Below are 18,651 nucleotides of genomic sequence, written 5' to 3' on the forward strand. Positions count from 1 at the left end.
CGCCCAGTCAGGCCTGGGCCTTGGTTGCGATGCCGACCGTCGAGGACATCGCTCGAGCAGCCGGAATGACCAAGCGCAGCTTCTTCCGGTACTTCCCCACCAAGGAAGACGTCGTCTTCGACGGCATCGACCTCACCGGGGAGGAGGTGGTCGCCGGCATCGCGGCGCGACGGCGGACGAAGATCCTTGGGACTCCCTGCATCAGGTCCTACGGGCCTGGCAGGAAGAGATCCATGCAAGTGAGCAGGTACTCGAAACCCTGCGACTCATCGCAGCCACACCCGCACTGGTCGGGCGGCTCCACCAACGCAGAACGGAATGGCGTCGACGAGTGAGCGACGCGCTCCAAGCCCGGCCAGGGGCCGCAATCGACCGATACACCGCGGACCTGCTCACCAACGCCGCCACCGCTGTCCTCGACGCCGTGTCCAGTCAGTGGGTGCGCTCGGACGGGCAGGCAGACCGACCAGTTCTACTGGACCAGGGATTCGATCGAATCCGTGTGCTCCCCAGCACACCGCGGGCATGAGCCCGCGGCCTCCCCCGGCCGCCATCAACCTCAAGGGGGGAAGAAGCCGGTGAGCAAAGCTGAGGCTGCCTCTCAGCGGGGCCTGGACGCGCCGGCGCAGTGGGTGGAGGCCCAAGGCGATCGGCCCGTCCCTCACAGCACGGTCATCGAGATCACCGTCGACGGTGCAAGCGGATCTCTCACGCCAGAGGACCGTTCCGTATCGCCGAGCGCCATCCCGAGAGGGCTCTGACGCCCTTCTCGATACAGTCCCGCAAGGCTCACCGTCTTGGGACGTGTGATGGGTGCGCAGCCGCCTGTACTGCGGGTAGGGACATGAGCCGTGCTCTCCTGTGTCAGGGATCTGTTCCAGTGCGGCAGAGCCGGGGGTCAGTAGTGGCTGTTCATCACCGCACGCACCTCAGCAAGGGTGTTGTCGGCGACAGCGTTGGCTCGCTCATTGCCCTCGCGCAGGATGGTGCGAAGGTAGGCGCGGTCGGTCGCGTAGACGTTTCGGCGCGCCCGGATGGGGGCCAGATACTCGTTGACCGCCTCGGTCACCGTCTTCTTCAGCGCGGCGGCTCCTGCTGAGCCGATGTCAGACGCGACGTGCTCGGGTGTCCGGTTCTGGCACAGGGCCGCCAGGAGGAGGAGGGAGGACACTTCCGGGCGGCCGACCGGATCGTAGGCGATGTGGCGTTGCGAGTCGGTCTTGGCCCCCTGGATCAGGCGCGCGGTCTCGTCGGGCCCCGCAGCAAGGGCGATGGCGTTGCCGCGGCTCTTGCTCATCTTGCCGCCGTCCGTGCCGAGCAGGAGCGGAGCGTTCGAAAGGAGAGCATCAGGGCGGGGGAAGAGAGCGGAACCGGCGCTGTAGCGGTCGTTGAAGCGTCGGGCAATGGCCCGGGTGAGTTCCAGGTGAGGGAGCTGGTCCTTCCCGACCGGGACCAGGTTGGCCTTGCAGAACAGGATGTCGGCGGCCTGGTGAGCAGGGTAGGTGAACATCAGGCCACTGACGGTGGACTGCCGGGAGTGGGTGATCTCGTCCTTCACCGTGGGATTGCGTTCGAGGTCGGCAACCGTGACCAGGCTGAGGAAGGGCAGCAGCAGCTGGTTGAGGGCGGGGACGGCGCTGTGCGTGAAGATCGTGCTGCGCACCGGGTCCACCCCGATGGCCAGGTAGTCCAGGACCAGTTCCTCAACGTGTCCGGTCAGGTCGTCAGCGATGTCGCGGTCGGTCAGGACCTGGTAGTCCGCGATGAGGACGTACAACTCCACGCCGAGGTTCTGCAGACGCACCCGGTTGTGGAGCGTGCCGAAATAGTGGCCCAGATGCAGGCGCCCGGTGGGCCGGTCTCCGGTCAGCACCCGGAATCGGCCGGGGTCCTTGAGGATCAGCTGTTCGAGCTCCGCGCTGCGCGTCTGCGCTTGGGACAGTTTGAGGGGGTCGGCGGAAGCAGAGGAGGGGGTCGTGAGAGATGCGGTCAGGGCGGTCGTGTTCATCGGTGTCTCCCGGCGGGTCGAATGTCGCCGTCAGAACGGCAAGACCCTGAGCCACGAGGACACAACAACGGGCCGTCCGTTCCGAACGGCCCGTTTGCATGCATGAGAGGCGGCCGCTCCTACGAGGAGCGCCACCAGCTCAGACACGACGACAGGTGCATGTATGCACTGTACCGGGAACCACCGAGGGAAGGGGTGCAGCAAGCGGCCACGAGTGCCGGGGCGCAGGCCGGTGGATGCGATCTCGAACAGGTGGCATGTGGTGGGGGACGACGATTGAAGCGCCGGATCCCAGCGGTCTGGCGAAGTTCTATGCCGAACTCCTCGATTGGCACATCGGACACGAAGAGCCCGGAAACAGCCATCGTGGCCGCCTCACCACAAGGGCCGTTCTTCGTGTTCCAGCAGGCGGAGGGCTATCGGCCTCCGGTGTGACCACCGGCCGACGGTGACAAGCGCCCGATGATGCACTTCGACTTCCAGGTCGGTGACCTGGACTCGGCGGTCGCCGAGGCGGTGGCCCTGGGCGCCACCATCGCGGAGTTCCCACCACGGGAAAACGTCCGGGTGCTCATCGACCCGGCCGGCCACCCTTTCTGCCTGTGCCGCGACGACGAATGGATCAGGTGACGCTCGCCCGGTCGCCGACGGAGCGCGGGTGCCGGTCGTCGGCATGGCGGCTTCGCGACCGCCATCCAGACGGCGCGTCACGAAGGGCAAACGTTGTCTGATGCGTCACTAGCGGGAGAAGCACGATTCGTCCGCTGAGCCGCATGGCTGAGCTGCCTATGGCGGGCACTGATTGCTCCGGTGCGGCGCAAAGCGACAAGCGTGCGGCATGATCGGGCACTGCCGGGCCGGTGAACACTCTTCGCTGCTCCGGCCATCGCTCCGACGGCCGGCTTCCAGCCCCGCCGTCCGTGCCCAGGCGGTGGATTTCGAACCCGCTCCAGCCCTTGCGGGAGTGATCCAGAAGAAACCGTGTCCTGTCTGCTGAGGTTCAGCCGATGCCGGGGCCGGCGGGAGGCGCATGCGGAACATGGGCTCGCGGAAGATCTGACCGGTCGTCTCCTGCGACGGGCCCGCACTTGTTGCGACGTACAGGCACATCGCCGTAGGGTCGCGCGAGCGATGATGATCGCCGCGGGGACTTCGCCGGCGGGGCGTCGCAAGGCGACCGGGCCGATGGCAGACGACGGAGCGGGGCCGAGACCCTGTGGACCGAGCTCCCGTCCCGTCCGACGGCGTCCCGCTGGTGACCATGACCCGCGCGGCTGCCCGGCGGCCTCGGTCGTCGGGGGCCGGGGACCGGAGACCGGGCGAGAGAGCAACGTCGTCCTGGCCCCCTCCGCACCGTCACTCCAGGACCGGCCGGCCGTCGCGCTCGGGGGACCGACTGCGGTGACCACACCACCCGCCGGACGGGGCACGGCATCGAGAGCCGTTCCGACAACGTGCCGGCCACCGCGCACACCGAACAAGGAGAGATCGTGCCCAACCATCCGCTCACGTCGCACGACGGTGAACTCAGCCCCCTCCACCATGATTTCCCCTTCGACCCCACCCATGGACACGACCTGCCGCGCCTCCTCGCGGTGGAGGCCCCGCAAGGGCCGGACGACTTCGCCGACTTCTGGCGGGAGCGCCACGCACGTGCGATGAGCGTCGACCCGGAGCCCCGGATCGAGGGCCCCTGGACCACGGTGGGCGGCGTGCGGGTCGCCGACGTCTCGTACATGTCGACGGACGGCGTCCGCATCGGGGGCTGGTTGACCGTCCCCGCCGACGGCCGGGTCACGCAGGGCTGTGTGTCGACGCACGGATACGGAGGCCGGGCGGCCCCGGACCACTGGCAGGCGCCGCCGGAGACCGCGACCATCTGGCCCTGTCTGCGTGGGCTCGGAACGCGGAGCCTGCTGCCCGGTGTGCCCTCGGCATCGGCCGGCCACGTGCTGCACGGCATCGGCGCCCGGGAGTCGTACCTCATCGGCGAGTGCGTGGCGGACGTGTGGTGTGCGGCCACCGCACTGCGGCGGCTGGTGCCGGAGACCAGCGGGCGGCTGACGTACCTGGGGACGAGTTTCGGCGGCGGCATCGGGGCCTTGGCGCTTCCCTGGGACGACCGCTTCCAGGCCGCCGGCCTGACGGTGCCGACCTTCGGAAACCATCCGCTGCGGGTGACACTGCCGTGCACGGGCAGCGGGGAGTCGGTGCGTGCGCGATACGCCGAGGACCCCTCGGTACTGGAAGTCCTGGCGTACTTCGACGCCGCGACCGCCGCCCGCCATCTGCGCATCCCCGTCCATGTGGGCGCCGCCCTCTTCGATCCGTCGGTACCCCCGCCGGGGCAGTTCGCGATTCACAACGCGCTGGCCGGGCCGCGCGAACTCCTCGTTCTGCGGGCGGGCCACTTCGACCACCCCGGCGAGCCGGCCGAGACCGCGGCGCTGGAAGAGGCTCAGCGACATTTCCTGTCGGCGGCGGGCCGGGCGGAAGCGTCGCACCCCACCGCCTGACAGGAACGTGACGCGACCGGACCCACACCGGGTCCGGTCGCCCGGGCACCTCCCCCTCGCGACCTGGCGGTCCCGCGACGCCGGCGCGCATGCCGTCGCGGAGCTGCCGCGGTCGCCGATTCCACGTACGGGCGTGGATCATGCGCGATATGCTGATGCAGATTGTGCAAGCCGTTTGCAAACAAGGAGGGTCATGGCCACGCGGGGGACTGACGCCGGGACGAACCAGAGCGTCGAACGAGCGGTCTCGGTGCTGCGCGCACTCGACTCCGGCCGGCCCGAGCTCCGTGTCTCCGACGTCGCCGAGCTGACCGGGCTGGGCTCGTCGACCACCTCTCGCCTGCTGTCCACTCTGGAACGCCTCGACATGGTCGAACGCGACCCGGTCAGCAACCTCTACCGGCTCAGCCTCGGCCTGCTCCCCCTCGCCGCCACCGCCACCAACCGCCACCCCGTGCACCGGGCGGCCCGCATGGTGCTCCAGGGCCTCGCCACCCGCACCGGGCTCGGCGCCAACGTGGCCGTACGCCGAGGTGGCGAGCTGATGTTCCTGTGCAATTTCGAGGGTCCCCGCGCCCCCAAGTCCTATACGCAGGCAGGACACACCGCCCCGCTGCACGCCACGAGCATCGGCAAGTGCCTGCTCACCGGGCTCTCTCCCAGGGAGCGTCGCAAGCTGCTGGGAGATCCCCTCGACGCGCACACCGAGTACACGACCACCAGTCACGACCTCCTCGACACGGAGATCGAGACCGTCCGGCGCACCGGGTACGCCATCGAGGCCGAAGAGCGCGCCCTGGGCCGTGCGTCCCTGGCCGCGCCCGTCCGTGATGCTTCGGGGGACGTGGTCGCCGCCATTTCCCTGTGGGGTCCTGCCTCGCTGCTCGGGGAGCGATCCGACACCGAGGGGCAGCGGCTCGCCCTCGTCCGCGAGGTCATCGAGGCCGCCGACGCCATCAGTCAGGCGCTCGGCGCGCTCTGACGCGCACGGCGAAGGGGGCCGGTGGGGGCCGATCGGCTCCCACCGGCCCCCTTCGCGCCGGCCGTGCGGTTACGCCCCGTACGCCTTGAAGGCGATCACGTGGGCCCGCGGTGCCCCGTGCGTCGCGTCGACCACGAGCCGCAGCGCCCGGGTGCGTACGGGGCCGCCGTCCGCGGCCCTCAGCGCGTGCACACGGTGGCGGCGCCGGTTGTCCGTCTCCGTCAGGAGGGTGTGCCACGTACCGGCCGCGTCCCGGCTCTGGACGCGATAGTCGCGCACCAGCTCCGGCATGACGTCGTACGGGGTGCGGTGGCGGTGCAGGTTGTTCAGGTACTCGTCGACGTCGTCGTCGAACACCAGGCGCGTCTCGGTGAGTTCCTGCTCGTCGTGCCAGTCGAGACGGAGCCACTCCTCGGTGCCCTCCGGCGCGGAGGACCACATGTTGGGGCCGCCGTAGGGCCGCTGGTATCCGCCCACGGCCCGTTCGGGGTGGAACGCCGCGGTGTCGGGGGCCGCCCGGAAGGCGAAGGTCTGACGGCGCAGGCCGCGCGCCTGCCATTCCAGGACCAGTTGGCCGTCCTCCTCCGGGATGTCGTGGTCGACGGCCGCATCCCCCTCCGCCTTCCGGCGCAGGGCGAGGACCCCGTCGGTGCGCTCGGGGAGCAGGACCAGGGCCGTGTCCGCGCAGGCCCGGACGATGAGGACCGCGTTCCGGGGGGTGTCGGGACGGTGGCCGAGGCGGGCCGTGACCCAGTGGGGGCCGCCGGACGGGACCGTGACGGTGGTCGTGAGGAGGTGGTCGGCGGGGACCGCGTTCTCGGGGGTGCCCGTGCCCCACAGTTCCACGGTGAGTTCGCGGCCGGTGCCGTCCGGGGCGCCGTGAACGAGGAGGTCGACCGTGTCGAGGGCGGGGTCGACCGGCAGGAGGAGGGCGAGGTCGCGGGTGAGCGGGTACGGGGTGCCGGGCTCGCCCTCGGTGGGCTCGGCGGCCAGCCGGGCCAGGTGGGAGGAGGCGCTGACGCGGGCCGTGCGCGCCAGGTTGCCGGGGTCGTCGTCGGCGACACCGATCACGGAGGCGTCCTGGCGCAGCAGGGTCCGGCGCACCAGCCTCGGTCGCTCCGTGGCGAGTTGGCGCGGTGTGAGGCCCTCGGCGACGCACAGGGCGGCGGCGGTGCCCGCGGCCTCGCCGAGTGTGGCGCAGGTGGCCATGACGCGGGTGGCCCCGAAGGCGATGTGGGTGGCGGAGATGTTGCGCCCGGCGAAGTGCAGGTTCGTGACGTTCGCCGAGTAGAGGGAGCGCAGCGGGATGTGGAAGATGCCGTCGGCGTACCTCTGGCGCGCCCCCGGCTCGTCGGCGTACATGCCCTGGACGGGGTGGAGGTCCACGGACCAGCCGCCGAAGGCGACGCGGTCGGTGAACTGGCGCTGCTGGAGGATGTCCTGCTGGGTGAGGACGTGGTCGCCGAGGAAGCGGCGGTACTCTCGCTTGCCGGGGAGGCTGCCGACCCATTCCAGGGTGAGGCTCGCCGCGTCCGGGAACTCGCCGGAATTCTTGATGTGGTCCCAGATGCCCATGATGACGGCCTGGAGCTCGTCGCGGATGCGCTCGTTGTCGTGGACGGTGTCGAGTTCGCCGCCCCACTCGACCCACCAGTAGTCGCAGCCGTTGTCCCCGGTGCGCAGGATGCGGTTGCGCAGGATGGGTGTGGTCGACAGGTCCTTCGCATAGGCGGGCGGTACGAACTTCGCCGGTGCTCCCGTGTCCCTGGTGTGGAAGAGGATCGTCGAACCGAGCAGCGCCCGGTCGGCCTCCACCGGCGCCCAGGCTTCGTCGAACTCGGCCTGTGCCTCTCGCCCTATGCGGTAGTGGGCGCCGGCGAGGTGGCCGAGCAGGCCGTCTCCGGTGCAGTCGAGGAACTGGCGCGCGTGGAAGGTGATGCGGCGCTCCGAGCCCATCATCCAGCCGGTGCAGGAGTGCACCTCGCGGCTGTCGTCGGGGCCGCTCGCGTCGACCTCGCGCACGTCGGTGTTCAGGTAGAGGTCGATGTTCGGTTCCGCGCGGACGGCGTCGAGGACGACCTGGTCCCAGTAGTACGGGTTGCCCTCGGGGTTGCGGTACTGGTTCTCGGTGTAGAGCTCGCCCATGATCCCCGTCTCACGGGCCCAGCGGTGCACGCCGTGTGCGGACGCGCCGCAGACCCAGACGCGGATCTCGCTGCTGGCGTTGCCGCCCAGGACGGGCCGGTTGTTGACCAGGGCGACGCGCCGGCCGAGCCGGGCCGCGGCGATGGCCGCGCAGGTCCCCGCCAGTCCGCCGCCGATCACGGCGATGTCGTAATGGACCTCTTCTTCCCGCACGTGCGGCCTCCTCGATGTGGTGCTCGGTCACTTTCCGCCATAGCGGAACGGCCTTGAACGTACATCACATCCATATTGTGCAACCACTGTTCAGTCAGCGGGATTCGTTGTAAGTTCCGTTGCGGCCACCGGTTCGGTCACCACGCGTCGAAGCGCGTGTTCACAGCGGGTGGCGCGAGTTCGCGGGTCTGCACAGAACCGGCGATTCACCGACCAAAAGGGTTGACTCCATCGCGCGATATGGAGAACGATCCCGCATGCTGCAACTTGCATTCACTGGAGCAGGGTTGGCGTTCACACGGGCCCCGGCGCTCCCGCACCGTTCGAGAGGACTGACCCATGAGTACGGCCGCACCTCCCCAGAAGGCGCCCCCGCCCCGCCGGCGGACGGGCGGGCGGCTCTCCAACGGTGCGTTCGCCCTGCTGCTGACCGCACCCGGACTCGCCCTCTTCGCGGCGATCATCTTCTATCCGCTGCTGTCGGCACTGTTCACGGGCTTCTTCAAGCAGGACCTCCGGCTCCCGGGCCGTGAGTTCGTGGGCCTGGACAACTTCACCTACTGGCTGGACGGCGACTTCCTCACCATCCTCAAGCAGACGCTGGTCTTCACCGTCGGCGCGACGCTCGTCCCCTTCGTAGTGGGCTTCGCGCTGGCGCTCGCGCTGAACACCGGGATCCGCGGCAGCGGCTTCCTACGCGGACTGTTCCTCTTCCCCTGGGTGATCCCGGGCGTGGTGGTCTCCTTCCTCTGGATGTGGATCTTCAACGCCAACTACGGGGTGCTCAACGGCGTCCTCATGAAGGCCGGGATCATCGAGGAGTCCGTGGCGTGGCTCGGGCAGCCCGGCACCGCGATGCTCGCCGTCATCATCACCAAGACCTGGGCCAGCTTCCCCTGGATGATGGTGATGCTCCTGGCCGGACTGCAGACCGTCCCCAAGGAGCTGCACGAGGCGGCCTCGATGGACGGGGCGGGCTCGATCCGGCGCTTCTTCGACGTCACCTGGCCACAGGTCCGCGGTGTCGCCTCGATCGTGCTCCTGCTGGAGTTCATCTGGAACTTCCAGCACTTCGACACCATCTACGTCCTCACCGGCGGCGGTCCGGCCGGCACCACCGAGACCTTCGCGACCGCCGTCTACCAGACCGCGTTCAAGGGCTTCGACATCGGCCGGGCCACCGCGCTGGGCGGACTGTGGATGCTGCTCCTGCTGCTCCTCGTCGTCGCCTACCTCAGGATCACCGAGCGGAAGGGCGACGCCTGATGACCTCCACCACCTCCACCCCGCTGTCCACCGTGGACCGGTCCCGATCGTCGGCCACCCGGGCCGGAGGCAGCACCCGGCGCCGCATGCGCAAGGACCTGCTGCGCTCGCGGATCGCCGCCTGGAGTGCGGTCGTCGTCATCGGTGCCTTCGGTCTGCTGCCGGTCTACTGGCTGCTCGCCACCGCGCTGAGCACCCCTGAGTCGACCTTCCAGTTCCCGCCGAGGCTGATACCCACCGACCTCACGCTCGACAACTTCACGGCCCTGGCCGAGAACGACCAGTTGATCAAGTACATGGTCAACTCGCTCATCGTGGCCTCGATCACCGCCGTGCTGAGCGTCGTGGTCGCCACGTACATGGGCTACTCGTTCTCCAAGTTCCGCTACACGGGCCGGCGGTCGCTGATGCACCTGGTGCTGGCCTCCCAGATGTTCCCCCAGGCGCTTCTGCTGGTCACCCTGTACACGGTGTTCTCCAGCTTCGGCATGCTCAACACGTACACCGCCCTGGTGCTCTCCTTCACCACGTTCACCATGCCGCTGTGCGTCTGGATGCTGAAGGGCATTTTCGACACCATCCCGGACGCCCTGCTGGAAGCCGCGTCCATCGACGGCGCGTCCCGGTGGCGGACGCTGCACTCGATCGTGGCGCCGCTGGCCGCACCCGGGATGATCGCCGCCGGACTCTTCGCCTTCGTCCGCGGCTGGAACGACTTCATCTTCGCGTTGACCCTGGCCGACAAGGAGAAGCAGACCCTGCCTCCCGGCCTCGTCTCCACCTACATTGGCGAGTTCCAGACCGCCTGGCCCCAGTTGATGGCGGCCTCCCTCGTGGTGTCCGTCCCGGTGGTCGTCGCCTTCATGTTCCTGCAGCGCTACCTCGTCGGCGGCATGACCGCCGGTTCGGTGAAGAGCTGAACCGCGGGCCCCGCCCGCACCGTCACGTACCGCCCCTCCCGCTCACTCCCCCATGGAGAGATCATGACCACCTCTGGCATCAGCCGGCGCGGCGCGCTGCGCATGTTCGGCATCGGCGCGCTCGGTGTGGCGGGCGCCGGTGTGCTCGGCGCCTGCGCCCCGTCCGGCGCCGGTTCCGCGACCAGCGGCGACACCAAGTCCAAGGACTTCGACTTCACCTCCTGGTCGCTCAACGAGGAGGCCGCCAAGCCCTCGATCGAGAAGATCATCGCGGCCTGGGAGAAGGCCCGGGACTCCAAGATCCGCGCGGTCTCCTACCCGTACAACGAGTACCTGAGCCAGCTCACCCTCAAGCTCGGCGGCGGCCAGACGACGGGCGCCGTGCACCTCGACATCGCCTGGCTCGCCGCGATGGCGCAGATGGGCAAGCTGGCAGACCTCGGTTCGGTGGCCGGCAAGGGCGGCTACACGGACGTGGCGCTGAGCAGCGGCACGTACGACGGGAAGCAGTACGGGCTGCCGTGGAACACCGGATCGATCGGTCTGATCGCCAACTCCAAGCTCCTGGAGAAGGCCGGCATCAAGGAGCACCCCACTACCGTCGAGGATTTCGAGGCGGCGCTGCGGGAGCTGAAGGGGCTCGGCGGCGGTGTGGTGCCGTATGCCGCCGCCACCAAGGTCGCGCAGCTCAAGGACATCTTCCCGTGGATGCAGACCTTCGGCTGCACGCTGCTCGACGGAGGGAAGGTCACCATCGGCGACGACGCCTCGATCGACGCGGTCACCTGGTACAAGAAGCTGCACGACCAGAAGCTGATCGCCGCCGACGTGGACCGCTTCGACGCCCGTGCCCTGTTCGGGCAGGGCAAGGCCGCCTTCTACGACGACGCGATCATAGGCAAGGGCGTGACCTCCGCCCAGTCGAAGGACAAGACGCTGGCCGACGCCATGCAGCCGGTGGAACGCCCCGTGCTCAAGGCCGGGGACACGCCGCAGGCGCTGCTGTGGGGCGGTGTGATCGCGATCGTCAAGGGCAAGGGGCAGGACGCGGCGACCGAGTTCGCGCTGCACACCACCACGGACCTGGCCACCACCTCCCAGTACTTCGCCGAACGTGCCCTGCCGCCGTCGACGACCGCGGGTCTGGCCGCTCCCGAGGTCGCGAAGGACACCTTCTCCACGGAGTGGACGAGCAAGATCACCAAGACGGCGACCGGCAGCCCGTTCTGGCAGTTCGCGCAGAACGCCCAGATCGAGGAGGCCGTCGCCAAGCAGGTGCAGGCTGTCCTCGTCGGCACGTCGAAGCCGAAGGACGCGATGAAGCGGGCCGGCGAGGAGGCCGCCGCACTCATCAAGCGCTGAGACCTGGGGAGACACGGCCTCCAGTACCACCCTCCGGGCCCGGCGAACGCGGCACGGCCCTCGCCGGGCCCCTCCCCCATGCTCCCTCCCGCACGACGACCGCGGCGGCCCGGCCCCCGGGCCGCCGCCGTCCGCGCACTCTCCACGCCCGCACCCGCGAAGAGCAAAGGAGCTCATCATGCGACGCCCCACGGTACGCACGTGCACCGCCTCCGCCACGGCCCTGGCCGCCCTCCTCCTGGCCGTACCGGCCTCCGGGGCGGCCGACGCCCCGGAGGGCACGGCAGCCGCGGCGACGACGATCGAGAAAGTCCCGTACGCCATGGACTCGTCGAACCAGGCCGCCTGGTGGACTCCGGTGGCCACGTACAAGGGCCGCGGCCAGTACACGTACTTCGCCTTCAACGAGCCGGGATCGACGGCGGCGACGCACCGGCCCGCCATCGCCCGGCGCGACCCGGACGGGGTCTGGAGCCGGCTGCCGCTGCTGAACAGCGACGGGCAGCAGGCCGAGTTCGCCGACGACAACGGACACAACCAGCCGTCGGTCGCCCGCGACGGCAGCGGCCGGCTGCACGTCTTCACCTCCATGCACGCCAACGCCTGGCGCTACTTCCGCACCGAGGCCCCCGGCGGCCACGTCACCGACCACGCGTCCGAACTGCCCGACCAGGGCGTGGGCATCACCTACCCGGTCGTCACCACCGCACCCAACGGCGACCTGTACCTGGCCGCCCGCGTGGGCGCGGGCTCCGACCAGCGGCCCGGCAAGCTGTACCGCTGGGACAACGCCAACTCCAGTTGGAGCACTGTCGCGACCTTCGCCGGCGCGCTGAACCGCTCCGTGTACCCCGACGACATCACGGTGGACGTCACCGGCCGCGTCCACCTCCTCTACGAGTGGGCGAAGGCACCGGCGACCGCGTTCCGTCACCAGCTCTCGTACCTGACCTACGACCCGTCGACCGGCGCCTTCGCGGACAGCACCGGCGCGACCCTCACCACCCCGGTCACGCCCGCGACCTCCGACGTGATCCAGAACCTCACCTCGGGCGAGGAGTGGAGCATCGACAACGCCTACACCGGTCCGGCGGTGCAGAGCGCCAAGCTCACCCTCGACCGACTGCCCCGAAGGTCGCCTACCGCTACCGCTCGGCCGACAGCGGCGGCGACTTCCGTGTGTACTACGCCTATCCGAGCGGCAGCGACTGGGTGGAGAAGCTGGTGTACGCCGGCGGTCAGACCGCGGCCGCTCTCGGCATCACCTGGGACGCGACGGACCTCAAGCGGATCTACTACGTGACCACCTCGGGCACCGACCGGGTCTACTGCGCGACGCAGTCGGCGGACGGGGCCTGGACCGCGCAGTCCGCCGCTCCCGGTGTGAGCGCGGACCGGCTCGCGGTGCAGCAGGATTCGGACGGGCACGATGTGCTCTATCTTCCGGACACCGCACACAACTCCCTCTACTACGGCGTCCGTTGACGTAATGGGCGTGCCGGTGACGCGGCGAGCCCGCGTGCCGGGCGTCGCCCGACAGGCGGGACTTTCGGAACGCGCCCTGGGAGCGCGCCGTGTGCACCGTCTCCACGGACGGTGCACACGGCGCGGGCGGTCAGGTCGCCGCCCTGCTCGCCAGGTACTCGTCCAGCCCCGCACCGGTGAGCGGGTAGTAGTCGGAGAGCAGACCGCCCTCGTCGAGGCGGCGGCGGGCGAAGGCCTCGCGGTCCTGGTGCAGGAGCGAGTCCTCGGCCAGCGGGACCGCCCGCTCCTGCGGTACGACCACGGCGCCGTCCTCGTCGGCCACGATCAGGTCCCCCGGCGTGACCAGAGTGCCCCCCACACCGACCGGCACATTGAACGCGGAAGGGAAGAGCTCCGTCTGGGAAGCGTAGTGCGGGGTGACGCCGGTGCACCAGACCGGCACGCCGAGGGCCCGGATCCGGGCCGCGTCCCGCACCCGCCCGTCCACGACGATGCCGGCGCCGCCCCGCAGCTTGAAGTAGCGCACCAGCATGTCGCCGAGACAGCCGGTGAAGTGGCTCCCCTGCGCGGCGATCACCAGCACGTCGCCGGGCCGGATCGACTCCAGCACCCCCCACAGCGGGGTCTTGCGCTCGATGTCCTCCTGTTCGGCACCGTTGAAGACGTCCTCGCGCTGCGGAAGGAACTGCAGGGTCACCGCGCCCCCGGTGACCTTGACGTCGGGCTCCCGGTGCAGCGGCACGGGCCCGTCGATGAAGGTGCGGGTGATGCCCATCTGGTGGAGCTTCGCGCAGGCGGTCGCCGCACTCACGTCCGCGAGCGCGTCCACCATCCGCCGGGTCGGCCTCCGGTAGGACGCGGTGTGCACCGGGGATCGCATCGACTCGTAGACCGGGGTCTCCCCCGCCGTGGACGTTCCGTGGTTGCTCGGGTTCATGTCCGTGCCTCTCCGCGTGCTCTTCGCACGCAACACCAGTGACACCATCGTCTATCGATGGTAGATAACCTCCTATCGATTAGTGCTGTCAAACCGTCAGGAGTCCTCTGTGCCCACTGCATCCGGCGGCTGGTTCGAGACCGCCCGCTTCGGACTGTTCGTCCACTTCGGCCTGTACAGCCTCGCCGCGCGGCACGAGTGGGTACGCAGCAGGGAGGCCATGTCCCAGGCGGAGTACGACCGTTATCTGGAGCGGTTCGACCCGGACCTCTTCGACGCGCGCCAACTCGCATGCGCCGCAAGGGAAGCGGGGATGCGTTACGCCGTCCTCACCGCCAAGCACCACGACGGCTTCTGCCTCTTCGACTCGTCGCTGACCGACTACACCTCGGTGCGCGCGGCCGGCCGGGACCTGGTGGCGGAGTTCGCGGAGGCGATGCGCGCCGAGGGCCTGCGCGTCGGTCTCTACTACTCGCTCCTCGACTGGCATCACCCCGGATTCCCGGTCGACGAGCACCATCCGCTGCGCGGCTCGGCGGGCGCGCGGGAGACCGCGGACCTGGCGGGCTACCGGACGTACATGCGGGGCCAGGTGCGCGAGTTGCTCACCTCCTACGGAGAGATCGACCTGCTTTTCTTCGACTTCACGTATCCGGGCATGGGGCCGGAGCAGTGGGGGGCGGAGGAGCTCATGGAAACGGTCCGCGAGCTGCGGCCCGGAATCCTGGTGAACGACCGGCTGGGCATACCCGGCGACTATGTGACACCCGAGCAGTACCAGCCCGACCGGCCGCTGGAGCGCGACGGAGTGCCGGTGCGATGGGAGGCGTGCCACACGCTCAACGGCTCCTGGGGCTACGACCGCGACAATCACGACTACAAGGACCCGTCCCAGTTGGTCCGCATGCTGGTCCAGTCCGTCTCGTGCGGCGGCAACCTGATTCTCAACGTCGGCCCCGACGGGCGGGGTTCGCTCGACCGGCGGGCGCGGGAGACCCTGCGGGCCATCGGGGAGTGGTGCGCCGCGCACTCCCGCGCCGTGCACGGTGCGGGGCCGTCCTCCTTCCGGGCTCCGACGAACGCCCTCTACACGCAGAGAGGCCACCGTCTCTACGTGCACCTGCTCGCCTGGCCGCTCAGGCACCTCCATCTTCCGGGCCTGGCCGGCCGTGTGCGCTACGCCCAACTGCTGCACGACGGCTCGGAGATCACCTTCCATGAGGCCGACGGCTCCCGTCACGAGCACAACAACCTGGCTCCGCCGAGCCAGCCGCCGGGCACCCTGACCCTGACCCTGCCCACCGCTCGGCCCGACGTACTGCTGCCGGTCATCGAACTCTTTCTGGCAGAGGCGGAGTTGGATTCATGACGGGTCCGGGATGCGCGACCGGGCAGCGGGACGACGGGAAGAAAGCGGTTTCGGCAGCACTCTTGAACATGCGGGATGCCGCCCCTAGCATCAACAATCGATAGGCGATTATCACCACGCCTACCGGAAGCCGCCCGCACCGTTCGGACGCGGCACCCCTCCCCTTCGCGCCGAACCCGAACGAACGCCTGCGCGGCACATCGTCTATCGATTATTCATGACTACGCAATGGAGCGTGTCCGATGAAAACCATGTGGCACCGAGCCTCCGCACTCGCCATGGCTCCGCTGGTGATGGCATCCGCTGTCGCCTGCGGAGGAAGCGGGTCCGACGAGGCCGCGGGGGGCACCACCCTCCGCATCATCGTCAACATCTCGCCGAACCTGACGGAGCAGTACTGGAAGGGCCTCTTCGCCACGTACGAGAAGAGCCATCCCGGCGTCCACGTGAAGCTGGAGCTGACCGGCACCGTCTCGGCCAACGCCAAGCTCACCCAGGACCTCGCGGCCGGAGACCCGCCCGATGTCGCCCAGCAGATCGTCCCGGCCCCCGACACGGCCAAGCTCTTCGCCGACCTGACCGACCAGCCGTGGACGAAGAAGACACCGCTGGTCGATCAGTACGCCGTCGACGGCCGCACGTACATGGTCGGCGTGGGCGAGCAGATCCAGTCGCTGGTCTTCTACAATAAGGCGGCCTTCGCGAAGGCCGGCGTGGACGCGACGGAGATCCGGACGCTGGACCAGTTCACCGCAGCCATGGGCCGTCTGAAGTCGGCGGGCTACGAGCCCTTGCAGACCGCCGGCCAGTGGGTGACGGGCGGTCAGTTCTCGATGATGGCCGACGCCGGTGTACTCACCGGGAACCCGCGGTGGATCAAGCAGCGCAACGACGGCGAGGTCTCCTTCGCCGACAGCGGCTATGTGCCGTACCTGAAGCGCTACGAGGAGTGGATCGACAAGGGGTACCTCAAGAAGAGCGCGTTGGGGCTCACGTACGCCGACGGGCAGACGTCCTTCCTCAACGGCAAGTCGGCGATGTACATGATGGGGTCCTTCTTCGTGCCTGCGGCGGACGCGGCGAAGAAGAGCGACGAGATCGGTGTCTTCACGATGCCGACCGACGGTGCCTACCCGTCCGGCCAGTTCGGCAACGTGTCGAACCCCTACACGGTGGTCAACCAGTCGCACCACAAGGCCGAGGCGATCGAGTTCGTGAAGTGGCTGGTCACCGACAAGGAGGCGATCCGCAGCCAGCTCGCCGCGGACGGCAATCTGCGCACGGGCTTCAGCTATCCGATGTCCAGCCTCGGCACCGCGGTGCAGAAGATCCTCGACGCGACGCCGTCGGTGCTGGTGAAGTCCGGCGAGAACCAGCCGGTCGCCGGGTTCAGTGACGAGCTCAACACGCAGATCCAGTCCCTGTACACCGGCACCTCAGCGGAGGATGCCGCTCGCGGATTGGACAAGTGGTGGAACTCGCAGAACTGACGCCGCGGACGCGGCGCTCCGCCGCCTCCCCGCGTGCGGACGCCGGCCGCGGACGGGCCCGCTTCCGCGAGGCGGCCGTCACGTTCGGCATGATCGGCCCGGCCGTGCTTCTGTACACGGTACTGACGATCGTGCCCGTGGGTGTGGCGGTCTACCTCAGCTTCACGGACTGGGACGGATTCTCCCCCGCGAGGCTCATCGGGTGGGAGAACTACCAGCACCTCTTCGACGACCCGAGTTCGACGGAGGCCTGGTACGTCACCGCGCTGATCACCGTGGTCGGCACCGCCCTGATGGTGGGCGCGGGCCTGGTGTACGCGCTGCTCCTCAAGGGACGGTCCCGTGCGAACTCGTTCTTCCGCGCGGTGGCCTATTTCCCGCACGTGATCAGCGCGTTGATCCTCGGCTATCTGTGGGCGGCGATCCTCGGGACGAACGGGGCGGTCAACAACACGCTCGCCGAGTTCGGCATGGAGCCCATCGGCTTCCTCTTCGACGAGCGGTTCGCGCTGTACACGCTGATCGGCGTCATCGTGTGGGCCGGATTCGGCTTCAACGTCGTCCTGTTCGTGGCCGCCCTGCAGACCGTTCCGGCCGAGCTTCTGGAAGCGGCGGCGATCGACGGCGCCACCAGGCGCCAGACCAATCTGCGCATCGTGATCCCGATGATCGCACCCGTGGTCACCGTGGCGACCGTGCTGAACCTGGTCGGCCTGCTCAGGGCGTACGACATCGTGGTCAGCCTCACCGGCGGGGGTCCGGCGGGTTCGACCCAGACCTTCACCTACCTCATTCTCGCCCGGTCCTTCGAGGGCACCAAGGTCGGCTACGCGACAGCCCAGGCGGTCTTCCTGATGGTCGTCTCCGCCGCGCTCGCCCTCGTCGTGACCGCGCTGCGCAACCGCCAAGACCAAGCTGCGAGCGGATAGGAGCCGATGGTGGTCGTCACCGAACCAAGGGCGCACGACAGGCCGCGGACCGCACCGGTCCCCGCCCCCGAGGTCTCTTCGGCGGAACGGCGGGAGTCCCGCTCGCCGCTGCGCCGGGTACTCCTCGGCCTGCTGTTCGTCGTCATGATCGTGCCGGTGTACCTGCTCGTCGTGAACGCCTTCAAGTCGCAACAGGACATCCTCGACAGCCCCTTCTCGATCCCGCTGAGCGGCCTGACCTTCGAGCACATGTCCGCCGCCCTCAGCAACCCCCAGTACAACGTCATCGGCGGCTACGGCTTCACGCTCTTCCTCGTCATCACCGTGGATGTCCTCTGCATCGCGCTGGCGGGACCGGCCGCGTACGCGATCGCGCGCAGCCTCAGGAGGCGGACGCAGCTGGTGCTGCTGTACTTCCTGGCCGGCACGTTCATCCCCGGCGCGGCCGTGATCATCCCGGTGATCTACGTACTGCGCGAGGTCGGGCTCGCCAACACCGTGACCGGCCTGGTCGCGCACGACGTGGCCTCGACGCTGCCGGTCAGCATCTTTCTCTTCGTCGGCTTCATCCGCGCGATCCCGGTGGACATCGACCATGCCGCGACGATCGACGGAGCGGGCCGCTACCGGACCTTCTGGACCATCATCTTCCCGCTGATGCGTCCGGCGGTCGTCACCGTCCTGATCCTCAACTCCATCGGGATCTGGAACGACTTCATCTCCCCGCAGATCCTGCTCAGCCCGTCGTCCGGTCACTACACGGTGACGACGGCGATCTACGCGGGCATCAGCCAGTACTCCACCGATCTGACGAAGGTGTTCCCCAACCTTCTGCTCGCCGTCGCACCCGTGATCATCTTCTTCGTCTACATGCAGCGCCACATCATCAGCGGTCTGACAGTGGGCGCGGTGAAGGGATGAGCGGGCGCATCGTTTCCCTCCGGAGAAAGAAGGACCATTCAGTGTCGAGGAGATGGTGGCCACGCCCCGGTACGGGCTCGTGGTCCGCAGCCGCCCTGCTCGCTTCCC

Annotated in this window: 17 protein-coding genes; 14 read left to right on the plus strand and 3 right to left on the minus strand. The window is 68.9% G+C overall.

Features of this window, described 5'->3' with window-relative positions:
- Window positions 1-29: 29 nt before the first annotated feature.
- Together ABZ565_RS04150 and ABZ565_RS04155 are read left to right on the plus strand one after the other, a co-directional pair.
- Complete coding sequence (locus tag ABZ565_RS04150; protein WP_361020233.1) at window positions 30-335, plus strand: TetR family transcriptional regulator; 306 nt, start codon at window positions 30-32, stop codon at window positions 333-335.
- Window positions 230-529, plus strand: a complete 300-nt coding sequence (locus ABZ565_RS04155) for a hypothetical protein (RefSeq protein WP_361020631.1) — start codon at window positions 230-232, stop codon at window positions 527-529. Before ABZ565_RS04150 ends, ABZ565_RS04155 begins: the two co-directional genes overlap by 106 nt.
- A 369-nt stretch (window positions 530-898) precedes the next feature.
- Here ABZ565_RS04155 and trpS read toward each other — a convergent pair whose 3' ends face one another.
- Window positions 899-2,008 (minus strand): tryptophan--tRNA ligase, encoded by a 1,110-nt coding sequence (gene trpS, locus ABZ565_RS04160; protein ID WP_361020235.1) that lies wholly within the window; start codon window positions 2,006-2,008, stop codon window positions 899-901.
- A gap of 462 nt (window positions 2,009-2,470) precedes the next feature.
- Here trpS and ABZ565_RS04165 point away from each other — a divergent pair, with 462 nt between their 5' ends.
- The 3 genes from ABZ565_RS04165 to ABZ565_RS04175 all read left to right on the plus strand — a co-directional run bounded on the left by ABZ565_RS04165 (window position 2,471) and on the right by ABZ565_RS04175 (window position 5,506).
- Window positions 2,471-2,638 (plus strand): VOC family protein, encoded by a 168-nt coding sequence (locus ABZ565_RS04165; protein WP_361020237.1) that lies wholly within the window; start codon window positions 2,471-2,473, stop codon window positions 2,636-2,638.
- A gap of 860 nt (window positions 2,639-3,498) precedes the next feature.
- Window positions 3,499-4,524, plus strand: a complete 1,026-nt coding sequence (locus tag ABZ565_RS04170) for an acetylxylan esterase (RefSeq protein ID WP_361020239.1) — start codon at window positions 3,499-3,501, stop codon at window positions 4,522-4,524.
- 193 nt (window positions 4,525-4,717) lie between these two features.
- Window positions 4,718-5,506, plus strand: a complete 789-nt coding sequence (locus ABZ565_RS04175; protein ID WP_360861259.1) for an IclR family transcriptional regulator — start codon at window positions 4,718-4,720, stop codon at window positions 5,504-5,506.
- Window positions 5,507-5,575: 69 nt separating this feature from the next.
- Here the strand turns inward: ABZ565_RS04175 and ABZ565_RS04180 are convergent, their stop codons facing one another.
- The gene (locus ABZ565_RS04180) at window positions 5,576-7,864 is read right to left on the minus strand and encodes an FAD-dependent oxidoreductase (RefSeq protein ID WP_361020241.1); all 2,289 of its coding nucleotides are present in this window, start codon (window positions 7,862-7,864) and stop codon (window positions 5,576-5,578) included.
- Window positions 7,865-8,203: 339 nt separating this feature from the next.
- Between ABZ565_RS04180 and ABZ565_RS04185 the strand changes: the two genes are divergently transcribed.
- The 5 genes from ABZ565_RS04185 (at window position 8,204) to ABZ565_RS04205 (ending at window position 12,897) form a co-directional block, all read left to right on the plus strand.
- Window positions 8,204-9,130 carry a sugar ABC transporter permease gene (locus ABZ565_RS04185; RefSeq protein ID WP_361020243.1) on the plus strand — a complete coding sequence of 309 codons (927 nt, stop codon included), beginning with the start codon at window positions 8,204-8,206 and terminating at the stop codon, window positions 9,128-9,130.
- Entirely contained in the window at window positions 9,130-10,050 is a 921-nt protein-coding gene (locus ABZ565_RS04190) for a carbohydrate ABC transporter permease (protein WP_361020245.1), read from the plus strand. The genes ABZ565_RS04185 and ABZ565_RS04190 overlap by 1 nt, the downstream gene beginning before the upstream one ends.
- A gap of 63 nt (window positions 10,051-10,113) precedes the next feature.
- Window positions 10,114-11,412: an extracellular solute-binding protein gene (locus ABZ565_RS04195; RefSeq protein ID WP_361020247.1), complete on the plus strand. Its 1,299-nt coding sequence runs from the start codon at window positions 10,114-10,116 to the stop codon at window positions 11,410-11,412.
- 178 nt (window positions 11,413-11,590) lie between these two features.
- Entirely contained in the window at window positions 11,591-12,715 is a 1,125-nt protein-coding gene (locus ABZ565_RS04200; RefSeq protein ID WP_361020249.1) for a BNR-4 repeat-containing protein, read from the plus strand.
- Window positions 12,712-12,897, plus strand: coding sequence for a hypothetical protein (locus tag ABZ565_RS04205; protein WP_361020251.1), 186 nt, complete (start codon window positions 12,712-12,714; stop codon window positions 12,895-12,897). The genes ABZ565_RS04200 and ABZ565_RS04205 overlap by 4 nt, the downstream gene beginning before the upstream one ends.
- A gap of 130 nt (window positions 12,898-13,027) precedes the next feature.
- On the opposite strand, the gene ABZ565_RS04210 is transcribed toward ABZ565_RS04205, so the two are convergent.
- Window positions 13,028-13,834 carry a ribonuclease activity regulator RraA gene (locus ABZ565_RS04210; RefSeq protein ID WP_361020253.1) on the minus strand — a complete coding sequence of 269 codons (807 nt, stop codon included), beginning with the start codon at window positions 13,832-13,834 and terminating at the stop codon, window positions 13,028-13,030.
- Between the two features lie 109 nt (window positions 13,835-13,943).
- Between ABZ565_RS04210 and ABZ565_RS04215 the strand changes: the two genes are divergently transcribed.
- The 4 genes from ABZ565_RS04215 to ABZ565_RS04230 all read left to right on the plus strand — a co-directional run bounded on the left by ABZ565_RS04215 (window position 13,944) and on the right by ABZ565_RS04230 (window position 18,543).
- On the plus strand, window positions 13,944-15,203 hold the full coding sequence (locus tag ABZ565_RS04215; RefSeq protein WP_361020255.1) for an alpha-L-fucosidase: 1,260 nt from the start codon (window positions 13,944-13,946) through the stop codon (window positions 15,201-15,203).
- 242 nt (window positions 15,204-15,445) lie between these two features.
- Window positions 15,446-16,693 carry an extracellular solute-binding protein gene (locus ABZ565_RS04220; protein WP_361020257.1) on the plus strand — a complete coding sequence of 416 codons (1,248 nt, stop codon included), beginning with the start codon at window positions 15,446-15,448 and terminating at the stop codon, window positions 16,691-16,693.
- A complete protein-coding gene (locus tag ABZ565_RS04225; protein WP_361020259.1) occupies window positions 16,672-17,622 on the plus strand; it encodes a sugar ABC transporter permease in 951 nt (316 codons plus the stop codon). The genes ABZ565_RS04220 and ABZ565_RS04225 overlap by 22 nt, the downstream gene beginning before the upstream one ends.
- Window positions 17,623-17,628: 6 nt before the next feature.
- Complete coding sequence (locus ABZ565_RS04230; protein WP_361020261.1) at window positions 17,629-18,543, plus strand: carbohydrate ABC transporter permease; 915 nt, start codon at window positions 17,629-17,631, stop codon at window positions 18,541-18,543.
- Window positions 18,544-18,651 lie beyond the last annotated feature (108 nt).

It is taken from the genome of Streptomyces sp. NPDC016469 (assembly GCF_040632905.1).
Taxonomy (GTDB): Bacteria; Actinomycetota; Actinomycetes; order Streptomycetales; family Streptomycetaceae; genus Streptomyces.